The sequence below is a fragment of the Microcystis aeruginosa FD4 genome, assembly GCF_009792235.1.
GTDB lineage: Bacteria > Cyanobacteriota > Cyanobacteriia > Cyanobacteriales > Microcystaceae > Microcystis > Microcystis viridis.
The window spans coordinates 390893-405741 of record NZ_CP046973.1 but is presented as its reverse complement, the minus strand read 5'-3'; the positions used below and the strand labels follow the sequence as shown (position 1 = coordinate 405741).

The 14849-nt window shown below is 45.9% G+C and carries 16 protein-coding genes and 1 tRNA gene; 9 read left to right on the top strand and 8 right to left on the bottom strand.

Annotation, left to right across the window (positions count from 1 at the left end; translation table 11 throughout):
- Together GQR42_RS02020 and GQR42_RS02015 are read right to left on the bottom strand one after the other, a co-directional pair.
- A complete protein-coding gene (locus tag GQR42_RS02020; RefSeq protein ID WP_158198705.1) occupies nt 1–2619 on the bottom strand; it encodes an ABC transporter transmembrane domain-containing protein in 2619 nt (872 codons plus the stop codon).
- Between the two features lie 7 nt (nt 2620–2626).
- The gene (locus GQR42_RS02015) at nt 2627–3094 is read right to left on the bottom strand and encodes a helix-turn-helix domain-containing protein (RefSeq protein WP_158198704.1); all 468 of its coding nucleotides are present in this window, start codon (nt 3092–3094) and stop codon (nt 2627–2629) included.
- Between the two features lie 749 nt (nt 3095–3843).
- Between GQR42_RS02015 and GQR42_RS02010 the strand changes: the two genes are divergently transcribed.
- Complete coding sequence (locus tag GQR42_RS02010; protein WP_158198703.1) at nt 3844–4443, top strand: peroxiredoxin; 600 nt, start codon at nt 3844–3846, stop codon at nt 4441–4443.
- 168 nt (nt 4444–4611) lie between these two features.
- The gene (locus GQR42_RS02005; protein WP_158198702.1) at nt 4612–5871 is read left to right on the top strand and encodes an L-lactate MFS transporter; all 1260 of its coding nucleotides are present in this window, start codon (nt 4612–4614) and stop codon (nt 5869–5871) included.
- Nucleotides 5872–6153: 282 nt separating this feature from the next.
- Here GQR42_RS02005 and GQR42_RS02000 read toward each other — a convergent pair whose 3' ends face one another.
- Both GQR42_RS02000 and GQR42_RS01995 read right to left on the bottom strand, forming a co-directional pair.
- A complete protein-coding gene (locus GQR42_RS02000) occupies nt 6154–6636 on the bottom strand; it encodes a DUF3368 domain-containing protein (RefSeq protein ID WP_158198701.1) in 483 nt (160 codons plus the stop codon).
- Entirely contained in the window at nt 6620–6874 is a 255-nt protein-coding gene (locus tag GQR42_RS01995; protein WP_158198700.1) for a UPF0175 family protein, read from the bottom strand. Before GQR42_RS01995 ends, GQR42_RS02000 begins: the two co-directional genes overlap by 17 nt.
- 257 nt (nt 6875–7131) lie before the next feature.
- On the opposite strand from GQR42_RS01995, the gene GQR42_RS01990 reads away from it, so the two are divergent.
- The 6 genes from GQR42_RS01990 to GQR42_RS01965 all read left to right on the top strand — a co-directional run bounded on the left by GQR42_RS01990 (nt 7132) and on the right by GQR42_RS01965 (nt 10826).
- Complete coding sequence (locus tag GQR42_RS01990) at nt 7132–7386, top strand: hypothetical protein (RefSeq protein WP_158202336.1); 255 nt, start codon at nt 7132–7134, stop codon at nt 7384–7386.
- 137 nt (nt 7387–7523) lie between these two features.
- Entirely contained in the window at nt 7524–7775 is a 252-nt protein-coding gene (locus GQR42_RS01985; protein WP_158198699.1) for a hypothetical protein, read from the top strand.
- Nucleotides 7750–8109, top strand: coding sequence for a type II toxin-antitoxin system PemK/MazF family toxin (locus tag GQR42_RS01980; RefSeq protein ID WP_158198698.1), 360 nt, complete (start codon nt 7750–7752; stop codon nt 8107–8109). The genes GQR42_RS01985 and GQR42_RS01980 overlap by 26 nt, the downstream gene beginning before the upstream one ends.
- Before the next feature lie 305 nt (nt 8110–8414).
- Nucleotides 8415–8900, top strand: a complete 486-nt coding sequence (locus GQR42_RS01975; RefSeq protein ID WP_158198697.1) for a type II toxin-antitoxin system antitoxin SocA domain-containing protein — start codon at nt 8415–8417, stop codon at nt 8898–8900.
- 2 nt (nt 8901–8902) lie between these two features.
- A complete protein-coding gene (locus GQR42_RS01970; protein WP_158198696.1) occupies nt 8903–9511 on the top strand; it encodes a type II toxin-antitoxin system PemK/MazF family toxin in 609 nt (202 codons plus the stop codon).
- A 757-nt stretch (nt 9512–10268) separates the two neighbouring features.
- Nucleotides 10269–10826 carry a hypothetical protein gene (locus tag GQR42_RS01965; RefSeq protein ID WP_158198695.1) on the top strand — a complete coding sequence of 186 codons (558 nt, stop codon included), beginning with the start codon at nt 10269–10271 and terminating at the stop codon, nt 10824–10826.
- A gap of 705 nt (nt 10827–11531) precedes the next feature.
- Here GQR42_RS01965 and bioF read toward each other — a convergent pair.
- Nucleotides 11532–12689, bottom strand: a complete 1158-nt coding sequence (gene bioF / locus GQR42_RS01960) for an 8-amino-7-oxononanoate synthase (RefSeq protein WP_158198694.1) — start codon at nt 12687–12689, stop codon at nt 11532–11534.
- 58 nt (nt 12690–12747) lie between these two features.
- Nucleotides 12748–13107, bottom strand: a complete 360-nt coding sequence (locus GQR42_RS01955) for a DUF6464 family protein (protein ID WP_002747143.1) — start codon at nt 13105–13107, stop codon at nt 12748–12750.
- Between the two features lie 468 nt (nt 13108–13575).
- Between GQR42_RS01955 and GQR42_RS01950 the strand changes: the two genes are divergently transcribed.
- On the top strand, nt 13576–14124 hold the full coding sequence (locus tag GQR42_RS01950) for an RDD family protein (RefSeq protein WP_158198693.1): 549 nt from the start codon (nt 13576–13578) through the stop codon (nt 14122–14124).
- A 127-nt stretch (nt 14125–14251) separates the two neighbouring features.
- On the opposite strand, the gene GQR42_RS01945 is transcribed toward GQR42_RS01950, so the two are convergent.
- Both GQR42_RS01945 and GQR42_RS01940 read right to left on the bottom strand, forming a co-directional pair.
- A tRNA-Arg gene (locus GQR42_RS01945) sits at nt 14252–14325 on the bottom strand.
- A 164-nt stretch (nt 14326–14489) separates the two neighbouring features.
- On the bottom strand, nt 14490–14681 hold the full coding sequence (locus GQR42_RS01940; protein ID WP_044034059.1) for a hypothetical protein: 192 nt from the start codon (nt 14679–14681) through the stop codon (nt 14490–14492).
- Nucleotides 14682–14849: the final 168 nt, after the last annotated feature.

Genomic DNA, 14849 nt, shown 5'->3' with positions numbered 1-14849 from the left:
TTATTCACTCAATTGATTAGAGTTCAAATTACGGTAAATACCGGGACGGGACATTAATTCTTTGTGGGTTCCTTGATCGACTAATATCCCTCGATCAAGGACGAGAATCAGATCTGCGTTCCGTACTGTAGAAAGACGGTGAGCAATAATCACCATCGTGCGATTCTGGCGGATTTTCTGGAGATTATTTTGTATAATCTGTTCTGATTCTGTATCGAGGTGGGAAGTGGCTTCATCGAGGATTAAAAGCCGCGGTTCTCCCATCAACGATCGAGCGATGGCGATCCGTTGTCTCTGTCCCCCGGAAAGTAGCCCTCCACCCTCGCCGATTTGAGTTTCATAACCCATTGGAAGCGATTGGATAAAGTCATGAATTCCCGCTAATTTTGCCGCCTCGATAACCGATTCTAGGGGGCGATCGGGATGTCCTAAACTGATATTTTCGCGAATCGTGGAACCGAACAAAAATGTATCTTGATCGACGACTCCCACCTGTTGCCGGAGGGAACTGAGGGCGATTGTACTCAGATCGTAACCGTCGATCGAGACTTTACCGTCGGTGGGAGGATAGAGGCCGATCAGTAATTTCGAGATCGTGGTTTTTCCCGAACCGCTCCGACCGACGAGGGCAACGGTTTGACCGGGTAAAATCTCAAAACTGAGGTTTTCTAAAATATTGCGATCGCTGTCAGTATGGTAGCGAAAGGTGACATTTTCAAAGCGAATATGTCCCTGTAATTCCGGGAGAAACTGCCGAGAAAGTTCCTCTAAATTCTCCTCCGGCTTTGCGTCTAGTACATCGTTAATGCGCTCGACGGCGATATTGACTTCTTGAAATTGCGTCCAGAGAACGGTTAAGCGTTGAAAAGGCGCGATGATCTGGGCAAAAAGCATATTAAAGGCGATTAATTGTCCGATCGATAATTGATTTTGAATTACCAGATAGGCACCGAAACAGAGTAACCCTGTCGTCGCTAAAGATTCGATTAGATTACTGAATATCTGGAGATTATTGCCGATAATCTGCCCGGAGAAATTTTTCTTGACCTCCACCGAGAAAAGGTCTTCCCAGTGCCAACGGGTCGATCGCTCTGTCGCGGTAGATTTGACGGTACGAATACCGGTTAAAATCTCGATCAGGTAACTGCTTTCTTTAGCGATCGCCTGAAAAATATCCCGGGATATTCGCTGGAGAAAAGGGGTAGAAATTAACGCCAGCAGAAGGAACGGTGGCACGATCGCTAAACTGATGAGGGCTAATTGCCAGCTATAGCGGAACATCACGGCCACATACACGAAAACCGTTAATAAGTCAAGTAAAATCGAGAGAGCTTCCCCAGAGAGAAAACGCTGAATCTTGCGATTTTCCCCGACGCGGGAGATAATATCCCCCACATAGCGGGACTCGAAGTAACCGAGGGGCAGGCTGAGGGTATGGCGGATAAAACCAGTGATTAATGCCGTATCGATGCGATTAGCGGTGTGATCGAGAAGATAGGCGCGTAAACCAGTAATTGCCACCCGAAAAACCCCGAAAATTAGCGCACCGATACCCATCGCCCAAAGGGTGGTTAACGAACCCTGCACGATCACTCGATCGAGGATTAACTGGGTGAAAATCGGCGTAATTAAGCCGAATATCTGGATAAAAAGCGAGGCGACGAAAATTTCCAGCAGCACGAACCAATGGGGTTCCAGTAAGCGATAAAACTGCCAGAGTGAGGCTTTATCCTCTTTCGTGTCCCGGAATTTCTGGTTCGGTTGGAGCAGAAGGGTGAATCCCGTCCATTTACTGGCGAATTCGGCACGACTTAGGGTTAATTGCCCGATCGCCGGATCGCCAATAATCACCTGTTTGGCGGTAATTTTCCAGATAACAACGAAGTGTTTACCTTCCCAGTGAGCGATCACCGGTAGGGTTTGTTTAACTAATCCCTCTAGAGTCGCTTTTACTGGACGGGTGGAGAGGCCGATATTTTCCGCTGCCGTGATCAGTCCCTTCAGGGATGCTCCGTCGCGGTTGACGTTGGCCAGTTCCCGGAGACGGTTGACGCTGATTCTTTTGCCCCAATAACGGGCGATCATGACTAAACTGGCCGCCCCGCAATCGGAGGCGGACTGTTGCTCGAAAAAGGGATAACGGCGGAGGGATTGCCCGATCCAGTGACCTAACCGCTGCGCCGGAGAGGGGAAATAGGCTCGATCGCTTTTTTTGTCCGTTTCTTCTGTCTTCGTTCCAAGAAGTTGATCAATTTCCCGCGCCCGTTGCAGTAATGTTTTTTTCAGGGCGGGGTGTTTTTTCAGGATCGGCCTCAGGGCGGACTCGGGAATAAGAAGTAGTTCCGCCTTCGCCGAGACTCGAACCGAGTAGGGCAGAAAACCCGATCGGGGAAAGAGGGTGAATTCTCCGAAAAATTCCTCGGTTTTGAGCGCTATCATCTCTTTTTGCTGCGAGTTCGCTATCCGAACTTTGCCGCGAACGACTAGGTATAATCCGGGCTGTAGGGACAAGGTCCCCGCTTCGGGAGAGAGGGCGATCGCCGTTTTCTGGAGACTCCGCCACTGGGTTTCGGACAGGAATTCCGGCCACGGATTCACGAGGCTGTGAGTATCGAGCATAGTTGTTTTAAGCTTTGGCTGAAGGGGAAAGATCGACGATGCGGAGCGGCTGTAGCTGTTTGCGGAGGCGATTGATGTGGGTGGGGGTGAGCGCGATCCCGAATTCTTTCTCTAGATGCCGCGCTAACCAAACTCCCGACCATCGCTTAAAGGAATAGCCGAAATCCCGGGGGGATTTACTAATCAGTTCCTTGAGGCGATCGAGGTAAGGTTGCTCAACTTTTGGCGGGCGACCGCGGCGGTATTTCTGCCAGCGATCGATCTTGCCACTCTCGGCGATCAGTATCCATTTACTAGCGGTGGCGGCAGTACAATCGAGAAGCTTACGGATCTCGGCCTGGGATTTGCCCTCGTCAGCGAAAAGAATGATTTGAATCCGTTTGCGATCGATATCGGGGATATTTGCTTCTGTTAAGATTTCGAGGAGTTGCTGACGTTGGGATGGGGATAGATATTTACCAGTGCTTGATGACATAGCCTTTGCAACTATAAGTAAAAGCAGACAGCAGAATGGAGGAACGTTGAGGCAAGAAAGTTGTAAGTAGGGAGGCACAATTATTTGTAGGATGGGTTAGCGCACTTCGTAACCCATGCGGGGGTTGGGTTGAAGCATGAAACCCAACCTACGTTCATCTTATATGTTAATTCCACCCACCTACTTACTAATTTGTACAATGGGCTGACTTCCCCGGGCGACGATCTCTTTCGCTGTCCTTAAATTATTATTTCGGCTGCAAAAGTGAACATTACGGAGTCTATTAAATTCTTTTTCTCTCGCCCGATCAAACCTCTCTAACACCTAAGGGACTTGCGTGGGAATAATATCCCAGCTTTGAAAATCGCTCTGTAGAAGAATCAGACCGGCCAGATGGCACATTATCAAAGCGCAAGTCCCTTATTGGAAGGGGGTTCTCGAAGGCTCTCCCCCTACTTAGGGTGATCAGCAAACCCCCTGCGCGCGGAGGGCGCAAGCTTTGCGCCCCGACAGTAACGGATTTTGTCCACAATGTAGGGGCGAACTGCGTTCGCCCAAAAGGTACATTATCAAAGCGCAAGTCCCTAACCCCTATCACCCTATCACCCTATCACCCTATCACCCCACTAGCCACTGATCACTGATCACTGATTGCTGACTACTCAAAATCGTTATGACTATGATATAGTTGTTAAGGAATGTAAAAATAGTTGCATTTTCCCAGAAACTAGATTAAGGAGATTAAGAGTATGACCGCCGAAGGTTGCTTAAGAGTCGGACAAGCAGCGCCAGATTTCAGCGCCACCGCCGTTTTCGATCAAGAGTTCAAAACCATCAAATTGTCGGATTATCGGGGTAAATACGTCGTTTTATTCTTCTATCCCCTCGATTTTACCTTTGTTTGCCCCACGGAAATTACTGCCTTCAGCGATCGAGTTAGCGAATTTGCCAGCATCAACACCGAGATTTTAGGGGTGTCCGTCGATAGCGAATTTGCTCACCTGGCATGGATTCAAACTGAGAGAAAATCCGGTGGTGTCGGTGATGTGGCCTATCCGTTGGTGTCGGATCTGAAAAAAGAAATCAGCACCGCTTACAATGTTCTTGACCCAGATGCGGGGGTGTCCCTGCGTGGTCTCTTTATCATCGATAAAGAAGGTGTGATCCAACACGCTACTATTAATAATCTTTCCTTCGGTCGCAGTGTCGATGAAACCCTCCGCACTCTGAAAGCGATTCAATACGTCCAATCCCACCCGGATGAAGTTTGTCCCGCCGGTTGGCAAGAAGGGGATGCTACCATGGTTCCCGACCCTGTGAAGTCGAAAGTTTACTTCGCGGCAGTTTAGTTAAAGGTGGTCAGAAGTCCCTCAGCTATAGATGCAAGGAGACTTTTAAGGGGGTGAAATAATTCACCCCCTTATTTTAATCGGAAAATTTTCGGGAAAATTGGCCCCATTAGCCATGATCTCATCTAGAATACTGGCCAGCAAGTCTAGAAAGAGTCACGGCGATCTATGACTACCAGTAATTACGATTCCGAGTTGACAGTTTTGGGATTACCCGCAGCCAAAGGTAGATGGTTATTAATACCTCTAGGAATGGGCGTTTTACTCTGTTTAGGGACGGTGTACTCTTGGAGTATCTTTAGAAAACCCCTAGAAACAGAATTAAATCTTAGCGCCACGGAAAGCCTATTACCCTACACTGTGGCCCTAGTATTTTATGCCGCTTCTATGCCGATCGCCGGTTTTTTTATTCCCCGGGTAGGCACTCGCAGGATGACTGCTCTGGGCGGAATTATCGTCGGTTTAGGCTATATTCTCGCTAGTTTTGCCGCTCAGATCCAGACGATTATTCTTACCTACGGAGTCATTGCTGGCACGGGAGTAGGCATCGCTTACGGTGTTCCCATGGCAGTGGTGGCGCGCTGGTTTCCCGACAAAAAAGGTTTAGCGGTGGGTTTAACCATTATCGGATTTGGCCTTTCTCCCCTGATTACCGCACCTTTAGCCAATCGATTGATCAATGAATATAGCGTTAGACCAAGTTTAAGATTTTTGGGGATTATCTTTACAATAATTATTGTGATTATTGCCCTCGCCATGAAATTACCCCCTCAAGACTGGCAACCTCCCGCCAATTTAGCTAATCGAAAATCCGACTTTCAGGCCAATTATCCAGTGAATATGCTGAAAAGTCGCTCATTTTATGGCTTATGGCTTTGCTATGCCATTGGTGCTTTAATTGGCTTGAGTGCCATCGGTATTTCTAGTCCTGTCGCTGAGGAAATTATCCAGATCGAGCCGGGGTTAGCCGCTAGTAGTGTTGCGCTATTTGCTTTGTTTAATGGTATTAGTCGTCCTTTGTTCGGTTGGTTGAGCGATCGCTGGAAACCCCATTATCTAGCGATCGGGGCCTATACACTCATTTTGATTGGTTGTCTGTTGATGGTCAAGGCCGAAAAAGGGGCGGTTACAAGCTATCTAGTGGCTTTTTGTCTATTTTGGTTTTGTTTAGGGGGATGGTTAGCCCTAGCTCCCGCTACCACTCTCCACTTCTTTAATCCTGACCACTACGCCCAAAATTACGGTATTGTTTTTACTGCCTACGGTGTCGGTGCTTTAATCGGAACTTTAGTAACCGGTAGAATTCGCGATTGGTTCGGTACTTACACTTATGCTTTTTATGCTATGGCTGTATTGGCAATACTGGGCATTTTTCTCGCTAGTGCCTTACTGAAAAGAGAGCGATCGCAGCTAGCAAATCCTAGCTAGTGGAGTTTTACCGCTGCCATTCTATACTTTAAAAGACTCGAAAACGGAAGAAGAATCAGATGGGTAAATAAGGGACTTGCGCTTTGATAATGTACCTTTTGGGCGAACGCAGTTCGCCCCTACATTGTGGACAAAATCCTGGCGTTGCTGAATCAAGGTATGAATGACAACCTTGCACCCATCCAAAAGTTAGTTTGGGTCTAGGTTTTAAAAATCCCACAAAAGAAGATTCATATCTCAAATCAGCAGCGCCCTTTAGTGCAGCATAACGCACCGTCCAATTCACTGCGTCAGAATTTTAACCAATAATTCTGGTGCAATCCGAAATCCAGCTTTGTCTACTAAGTCATCGATCAAAGGCTGTAATGATTCGATTTCACCTAGCTGTTTAGCCCGAAGCAAAATTCCCAAAATCCCCGTTACGTTCAATCCTAAAGATTTGGCAACTTTCCTCCCTTCACGCTCATCCAGAAGCGTCCAATCTGCCTCAAGCTCAATGGCAAGGGAGATCGCCTCAGCCTCCCCTCGATCTAATGTTTGCTTTAGAAGTTGAGCAAGCGGTTCGTTACTTGCCTCTTGTACTTGAATCCAGCCAGATGAGATTGCTTCGCGAATTGCTTGGGAGCCAGGTCGTTCTTCATTAACTTTCAATTCCTCCAAGACCGCATTGGGAATCAGAATTTTGCTGAATTGCCGACGTAGGAGTTCAAGCTGATCCACGATCGCCAAGTTGAGAATTGGTGAGGTGTTACTGACTACGGGCATAGCTTAAATCATCATCTAATTCGGCAAAACCGTAATGCCTTACTACTCCACGATGGGAAAGCAATTGCCCGAATTCGTATTTATCCATCTCAACCAGTTCCCGCGCCTTACCAAAGGAGAGGAGCTCTTGTGTATAAAGAGCAATGGCTAATTCCCTACGCAATTCTTGCTCAATCCGCTGTTCAGGTAGGCGAAGAGCTTGCACAATGGAGTCAGAAATTGAGATTTGCAGTCCCATCTTAACTTAAGATTATAGTGAGATTGTTTATGACTATCATGATACAACTTTTAGCTTGGCGCAGTCTAACAATTCCAATGCAGCGGACGGTTGAAAGCTGTTGGTGTTGAGTTCAAGGTTGTCTGCCGCCGCTGATTTGAGGCGTTAGACGGAATTATCTCCAAGTGCGATCGCCGATCTGGTAGGTTGGGTTGAGGCAACGAAACCCAACAATATTTGATTTAAGGTGTGTTACTGCGGTGACACACCTTTCACCTATCAGTCATCAGGAGAGCTTATTTATTTTCTGCTTAGATTCAGTTAAAATTGTACGCTCCCAAATCGAGGAAGGGAATCATAGCAGAATTGTAGCAATAGACATCGAAACAGGGGCTTTTGAAGTGGCTGACGACAGCCTAACAGCTGCTAAACAACTGTTAATACGTTTTCCCGATGCACAAATATTTGGTATTCGGATTGGGCATCGCGCTGTCCATCGTTTTGGCTTTCGTTGTCCCAGTGTGTCGCCATGATGATGGGGAGCGTTAATTTGCGCCGAGAAGCAATTATTCAATGGAGATTTAACTGTTGGCGATATTACTCAAGGAATGCAAAAGTGAGACCTTGTTAAATTTATCATCTTGTTAAACTTAAGTCTTGAGGAGGAAATATGCTAGTAAGTGTTGAAGGAGTTTATCGCAATGGTCGTGTAGAACTCACAGAAAGTCCCAATAACGTACCTGAAGGGGCTTGTGTAATTGTTACCTTTGTTAGCTCGAATGATATTAACTTGGCATCTCAAGGAATTGATAGAGAGCAGGCTAAGACTCTAAGTGCAAGTCTAGCTACCTTTTCAGACGATTGGAACAGCCCTGAAATGAGTGTTTTTGACAACTATGATGCAGCCAAAGCCCACGGTTAGTCGAGGTGATGTTGCTCTGGTTCTCTTTCCAAATTCCAATCTGATTTCTGCAAAGACACGACCAGCATTGATCGTGCAAGCAAATGACTTACAAACAGGACTGCCCCAAATTATTGTTGCGATGATTACCAGCCAAATGCTTCGGGCCGGCCATCCTAGCCGTATTACTATTCTGCTAAATTCCCTTGAGGGGCAACAGTCAGGCTTGTTGACAGACTCAGTGGTAATGACTGATCATCTAGCGATGATCGCAATATCGGCGGTTCATCGTGTGATTGGCTCATTGCCGACAGCAGAAATTGATCAAGCATTGAAACACACTCTAGGCTTGTAGCGATCGCTATTTCCCCTTATCCTAACCAGCGATCGCATTACCAAAAAAATTGTTCCTCCCAACAATGATCGCTATTTCCCTCGCTCCTAACCAGCGATCGCTATTTTCTCATTGCTGTTTTCTCATTCGGGGAGGGGACGATGTTTTCACCCGACCATCTAAACGTGTCGAATATCAGACACTGACTCTGTTATCCTTTGGTAGCAATTTTCACTTAGGAATCAGCAGGAGTATCCCTGATAAAGTTATTATAGGGGTAGCAATGTCGTTGTCATTTCCCTAGGACGCGCACAGAGTTAATCGCCATGTTAGTAGATCAGTTGATCAAATACTTCGTCTATGAGACGAAAGGCCATATTACCAAGACTCAGTTGGTCAAGTTCATCTACCTGGCTGACCTTTATGCTGTCAAGTGGACAGGAAAACAGCTTACTGATTTGGATTGGTGTTACTACCATTACGGTCCTTGGAATGAGGAAATTGACAGGGCTTTAGCTCGGATGGAAGGAGTAGATATTTTTCAAGAACAAATGAATGAGGCGACTTTGATTCGGCCCCTGTCCTTAGAAAAAATTGGTAAAGACTTGGATTTTCCTATGGGTCTGCGCTTGATACTTAATAACATAAAAAGAGAGTGGGCTGGTTCTAAGAAAATACAACCACTATTAGATTATGTTTACAGCACTGCGCCAATGACTGAAGTAAAAAAAGATAACCCTGATCCCGAAGCAAAAGTTCGTCTTGATCTAAAAAAAGAACGAGAAAAGTTATTGTGTGAATTAGGGGTGTAATTTTGGCGGGAAGAAGACCAAAGCAGGGCTGGATTTATTTCATTAATCCCTATCAAGTTTCGTTAAGATGTAGTTTGGGTCATATTTATATTTATGAGTTAACTGAACCTGGAGATGTTGATTGTCGGCATCCAAGCTGTAGGTGCAAGCTTAATTCTAGCCACGTTTTTCGGGGGGAGCATCCCCATATTATTTGGACAAGTGATCAATTTCAGGATGAGTATAATTACATTGAAACTTTTACAGTGCTTCCTCTAACAACAAAAACAAGAGATACAGGTTTGCCAACAACTTATCCATTACCACCTAACCAGAATAATGGTTTGTCCGAAAAATCGTATGTATTAGTTCATCAGTTGACTACGGTGGATGCTAATTGCTTTAAGAATTCTAATGGAAATTGGCTGGAAAGGGTTGGGCAGGTAACAAAAGATGATCGGCAAGAGATTGATGAGCGTTTAAAATACTTTTTGGCGATGCCAGAGAATCCTGAAGACTGGTTGATAAAAAATGCAAGTCCTGAAATTTTGGTAAAGGTTTTTGATTGTTTACCAAGTGTAGAAACAAAAAAACAAGCTATAGAGCAGTTAATTGACCGCTTAGAAGAGTAAGTGGTTCCACAAGTTTAGAGCGCGTGGAATTAGGTTAGCAAGCCCATCAAAGCAAAATTTTCCTAAATGGGGCGATCTCGCTTTTTGGGGATGAGAAGGGGCGATCGCCACAGTAAGCTATACATAAGTACCTAAGCAAAATTAATTAGGGTCTGCTGAAAAAGTTTTTCCTGGGGGCAGGGTGTGGGGTGTGGGGTGTGGGGTGTGGGGTTTTACCGATTTTCAGGTGGTCAACTACCTAATTTTCAGGGACAAAGTACCTGAATTTTCCCCCCGATCACCCCTAGCTAAGGCACTTTTTGATGGGAAAAAAGTCTAAAAGTATTATCCAACAAGGTTTTTAGATTTATTCAGCAGACCCTAATTAAGCTTTTCAACATCCCACAGAGTCAATGTTACTGGCTGCTTGACAACCCCCCCCCTGAACTGCTAAAATGAGCGCGCTAAGTCTATAACAAAAGACAAATCTATGTCATTGAAACTATTCAATACCACGTTGTTGGCAACGGCAACTGGTGCAGTAATCGCGTCAACTGCGGCAGCACTTCTGCCCGCCCCTGCTCAAGCAGCCTGCATCATAGAGGCAGGCACGGATCCCTTCAGCGCCTGTGGCTTTCTCCTCAAAGCTAGTAGTGTGATCGAAACCCCCTATATTTTTGGTCCCACATCACCTGGCTACGTTGATACATTTTTCATCACATTCAGTGATACTCCAGCGAAAACAGTCCCTTGGGCCCTTGGTGGACCAACTTCTGCCTTGAGTTTTTGGCCTCCAACTGGGGGAACGGTACCGCCTTTCCCTCCTAACTCGACTACTATCAGGGACCAAGTGTTCACATTTGCCGATGGTACGGGCCAGTTTCAATCATTCTTTTACCCCAACCCCGATCTAACCGGGACTCCCGTCACTCCAATCTTCAACGGGACTTTCAGAATCCGAATCATTGATCGTGGTATATCGGACATGGCTTTAGGTACTTTTAACACAGTACTTGAGGAGGCGACATTCAGTACAGATATCAACGGGCACACTATTGGGGTACAACTTAACCCTGACATTGCGAGGCCTACCGTAGGGACAATAACTATCTATGTTAATCCCGATGGCACGTTCACGGTCGAGTCCATTACTAATGTCATTCCTCAGCAGGTTATCGACGGCATGGCCGAGGACGTTGCCGATACGGGAGCAACTAGCGATCCACCAACCCCACCGACTCCACCGACCAAAACACCAGAAGGCTCATCCGTATGGGGTTTATTGGCATTAGGGTCTCTTGGTGTGGTTTTAGCTGGGAAGCGGAGACTAAATTAGTCAACAGGGTTTGAGATTGACTGGGATTTGAACGCCTGTCTCAATCTAGAAGACGTTGGGGTAAGGGACTTGCGTGGGAATAATATCCCAGCTTTGAAAATCGCTCTGTAGAAGCGCAAGTCCCTTATTGGAAGGGGGTTCTCGAAGGCTCTCCCCCTACTTAGGGTCTGCTGAATAAATCTAAAAACCTTGTTGGATAATACTTTTAGACTTTTTTCCCATCAAAAAGTGCCTTAGCTAGGGGTGATCGGGGGGAAAATTCAGGTACTTTGTCCCTGAAAATTAGGTAGTTGACCACCTGAAAATCGGTAAAACCCTACACCCCACACCCCACACCCCACACCCTGCCCCCAGGGAAAACTTTTTGCTGCAAACCCTACTTAGGGTGATCAGCAAACCCCCTCCGCGCGGAGGGCGCAAGCTTTGCGCCCCGACAGTAACGGATTTTGTCCACAATGTAGGGGCGAACTGCGTTCGCCCAAAAGGTACATTATCAAAGCGCAAGTCCCTAAGCTCTACTGTCACTGTACTTGGAAAAATAGCTCAAGCTAATGTAGCAATGTAGCACTGGCTAAAAGCTGTTTGGCGTTGCTGAATCAAGGTATGAATGACAACCTTGCACCCATCCAAAAGTTAGTTTGTGTCTAGGTTTTAAAAATCCCACAAAAGAAGATTCATATCTCAAATCAGCAACGCCCTTTTTCCCTATGTGGGGAAAGATTCGCCAATAGACTGGACAAGAACCTCTAGATGGGCGAGGCTATGGGTGGCCATGGCAGTAAATCGCAGACGACTGGTGGGAACGGTAGGAGGACGAATGGCGGGGGCAAAAATCCCTTTTTCTAGCAGTTTTTGCGATAATTCTAGGGCTTGACCCGGATTGGCTACCGGTAAACATAAAATCGCCGCTTCCGAAGGCAATATATTAAAATTATTTAAGTTACTCTTGACAAAACTAATATTTTGGTGCAGGCGTTGGCGACGTTCCGGTTCCAGACGAATAATCTCTAACGCCATTCTAGCGGCGGCGGTGTCGGCGGGGGATAAACCGGTAGTATAAATCCAAGTGGCGGCGCGATTGCGGATAAAATCGATAATTTTGGCGTTTCCTGTCACATATCCCCCTAAACTGCCTAAAGCTTTACTCAGGGTTCCCATCTGAATTAATTCCCGTTCCTGACAACCACAATATTCCACGCAACCTGTGCCATTTTCCCCCATAACCCCGGTGGCGTGGGCCTCATCCACCAAAACCATACAATTATAAATCTCGGCTAGAGTGAGAATTCCCGCCAGGGGACAGATATCCCCATCCATACTAAACACTGTATCAGTGAGCAGTAAACAATGACGATAGTGATGACGGTGGGCTAATAACTGATTTTCTAAATCTTCGAGACTATTGTGCCGGTATTCTTTCACCGTGGCACCGCTTAACTTGGCTCCATTTTTGAGGCTAGAGTGGTTGTATTGATCGCCTAAAATCAGGTCTTTCTGCGCCACTAAACAGGTAATTGTCCCCAAATTGGCTAAATATCCCGAACTAAAAACGATCGCGTCTTCGCTATTTTTAAAAGATGCGATCGCTAATTCTAAGTCTCGATGAATATCTCGGTGTCCACTTAATAGACGCGAGCCGGTGCTTCCGGTTCCATAGCGTTGTGTCGCTGCTATGGCTGCCGCAATCATTCTTTCATCGGCTGCTAATCCCAGATAATCATTACTGGCAAAATTGAGCAGCGATCGACCCTCTAATTCTATAACGGCTCCGCCCCGGCCTTGAATGGTTTTAACCCTTCGATACCAATTGGCCCGATGGAGGGTTTTTAAGCTATCCTCGATCCAAGAGTAAGGATGATTCATGGGCAATTTGTCAATATAGCGGGGAAAATAGTCAGATTAACCCCTAAAAAAGGCTCTTTTAAGGGTTAATAGTTTCGTAAAAACGACAATCTTGACAGGGACCGGAAGGGTTAATCGCACAGCGCAACAGTTCAGATCTGGCGTTAAAACGACAACTGGCATCCCCCATCACCCAACGTCCTTCAATCAAACTTTTTTCGTTAGGGGTGGGAGCAGTTTGTACATAAAGGGAAATTTTGCGTAAACAATAGCCACCAATCTTGTATTGATACTGGTGGTGACGTTCCAAAACTGCGTAGGTTTGTCCTTTTAAGGCCAAATAATTCCCCGGTTGTGGCATCCAATCCAATTGTATCTCTCCCAAACTTTGCCGCGGATGGGTCAGAATAACCTCCGTTGTTAATGAATCTTGTTCCATGATTATCCCTGTATTCTGGGCTACCTTTGCTCAATGGTAGCTTAGATCTCCGAGTCGATTAATAATTAGGGTCTGCTGAAAAAGTTTTTCGGTGGGGTGTGGGGTGTGGGGGTTGGGGGTTGGGGGTTGGGTGTTAGGGGTTGGGGTGTTAGGGGTGTGGGGGTTGGGGGTTGGGGGTTGGGGTGTAGGGTTTTACCACCTGAATTTTCCCCCTGATCACTCCCAGTCCGGTACTTTTTGATTGACAAAAAGTCTAAAAGTCTTACCCAACAAGGTTTTTAGATTTATTCAGCAGACCCAAATTATATCTCCTGCAAAAATCAAAAATCTTCGGTTAGGTGAGGAGACCCCGAGACAGAAGACTCCGAGACAGGGGGAGAAAAAAGACAAGAGACAACTATCCTAGAATTGCCAATTTCCCGATTAAAGTAGAAGATAAACCGCAGGATTTTTCCGAGAATTTACTTTATGGTTTACCCGATCCCGCCTGAAGATAATCTACCGCAAAAATTTCCGAAAATTCCCTTAGATCGTCGGGCCTATGCTTTCCTGATCGACTTTGCCTCGATCTGGTTTTTAAGCTCCTTTGCCAATAGTGCGCCTGTACTGCAATTTTCCCTTTTTCTCCTGATTTGGTGGTGTTTGCGGGTGTTATTAGTAGCGCAGAATCAGGGTCAGAGTTTAGGACGTTGGGCCTTGGATATGAAGATCATCGATCTACGACTTCAGCGTTTACCAGGAATTTTGGAGTTAAGCAAACGAGAGGCGATCGCTGGTGGCGGGGCAGCTTTAATGATGGTGGGGTTAAATACTTTTTTTGGCAATCCTTTCAGTTTGATTTTATTATCTTCGCCCCTTTTCGCCGATTGTGGTATGGCGATCGGTGATGAGCAATTGAACCGCGCTTTCCACGATCGCATCGGTGGCACGATTGTTATTCCCACCCGTCGTGGTTTTTCTCTCGATCTACGTTTAAGAAGGTTTTGGTATCAAGTTAAGGGCAGAATGAGAAGATAAATATCAGTGATCAGTGGGTAAGTTAACAGTTATCAGATGTGAGTTTTTAAGTGTGCAGTATTAAATAGTAGTTTCTTGCCATCTTTTCACTGTTTACTGTTTACTGATCACTGATCACTGAAAAAGGCGGGATCGGCCGGGATCGAACCGGCGGCCTAGTGCTTAGGAGGCACTCGCTCTATCCAACTGAGCTACGACCCCAATTTTTTCCCTAACCATAATAAGCCATCCACGGCTAAACTGTTGATTGCCGTGGATTATTTAGGGGTTTTTTTGGGGGGGTAATCTCGACTAATCGGCTAAAAAACACCTCGATACCCGCCTACTTTTTGTTTTATGGCCGCAACCTTGGCAGTATGTTAATTTTATTTGCCCTTGAGGGCTTTTTGAAAATTCTTGCGATAGGCGGGATTAACGGCTAACAGAAGCGGCCAGAACAGTGTTAGAGCTAAACGATTGGGTAAACTGGAACTAAAATTAGTGCTTCTGTACCCATTCCAGAATTTCCAACCACCGACACCATAAACAATTATTAAGATAAAAATAACCAGTCTCATGTCATCTCATCCTTAGATTTAGACAATTCACATCTACTATTTTAAGCTTGGGTTTTGCCGACTTGGGAAAAGAAAATATTGTCCTGAATCCGGGAGACGGTGTTAGAATGCCGGTTAGGAACTGGCTCGATCGAGATAGGAAAACTAAAGCCAGAATTTGAAAAAAAT

Bases quoted from the DNA above. Each gene is read 5' to 3' on its own strand.
- GQR42_RS02020 (WP_158198705.1), bottom strand. From the start codon at position 2,619: ATGCTCGATACTCACAGCCTCGTGAATCCGTGGCCGGAATTCCTGTCC.
- GQR42_RS02015 (WP_158198704.1), bottom strand. From the start codon at position 3,094: ATGTCATCAAGCACTGGTAAATATCTATCCCCATCCCAACGTCAGCAA.
- GQR42_RS02010 (WP_158198703.1), top strand. From the start codon at position 3,844: ATGACCGCCGAAGGTTGCTTAAGAGTCGGACAAGCAGCGCCAGATTTC.
- GQR42_RS02005 (WP_158198702.1), top strand. From the start codon at position 4,612: ATGACTACCAGTAATTACGATTCCGAGTTGACAGTTTTGGGATTACCC.
- GQR42_RS02000 (WP_158198701.1), bottom strand. From the start codon at position 6,636: ATGCCCGTAGTCAGTAACACCTCACCAATTCTCAACTTGGCGATCGTG.
- GQR42_RS01995 (WP_158198700.1), bottom strand. From the start codon at position 6,874: ATGGGACTGCAAATCTCAATTTCTGACTCCATTGTGCAAGCTCTTCGC.
- GQR42_RS01985 (WP_158198699.1), top strand. From the start codon at position 7,524: ATGCTAGTAAGTGTTGAAGGAGTTTATCGCAATGGTCGTGTAGAACTC.
- GQR42_RS01980 (WP_158198698.1), top strand. From the start codon at position 7,750: ATGATGCAGCCAAAGCCCACGGTTAGTCGAGGTGATGTTGCTCTGGTT.
- GQR42_RS01975 (WP_158198697.1), top strand. From the start codon at position 8,415: ATGTTAGTAGATCAGTTGATCAAATACTTCGTCTATGAGACGAAAGGC.
- bioF (WP_158198694.1), bottom strand. From the start codon at position 12,689: ATGAATCATCCTTACTCTTGGATCGAGGATAGCTTAAAAACCCTCCAT.
- GQR42_RS01955 (WP_002747143.1), bottom strand. From the start codon at position 13,107: ATGGAACAAGATTCATTAACAACGGAGGTTATTCTGACCCATCCGCGG.
- GQR42_RS01950 (WP_158198693.1), top strand. From the start codon at position 13,576: ATGGTTTACCCGATCCCGCCTGAAGATAATCTACCGCAAAAATTTCCG.
- GQR42_RS01940 (WP_044034059.1), bottom strand. From the start codon at position 14,681: ATGAGACTGGTTATTTTTATCTTAATAATTGTTTATGGTGTCGGTGGT.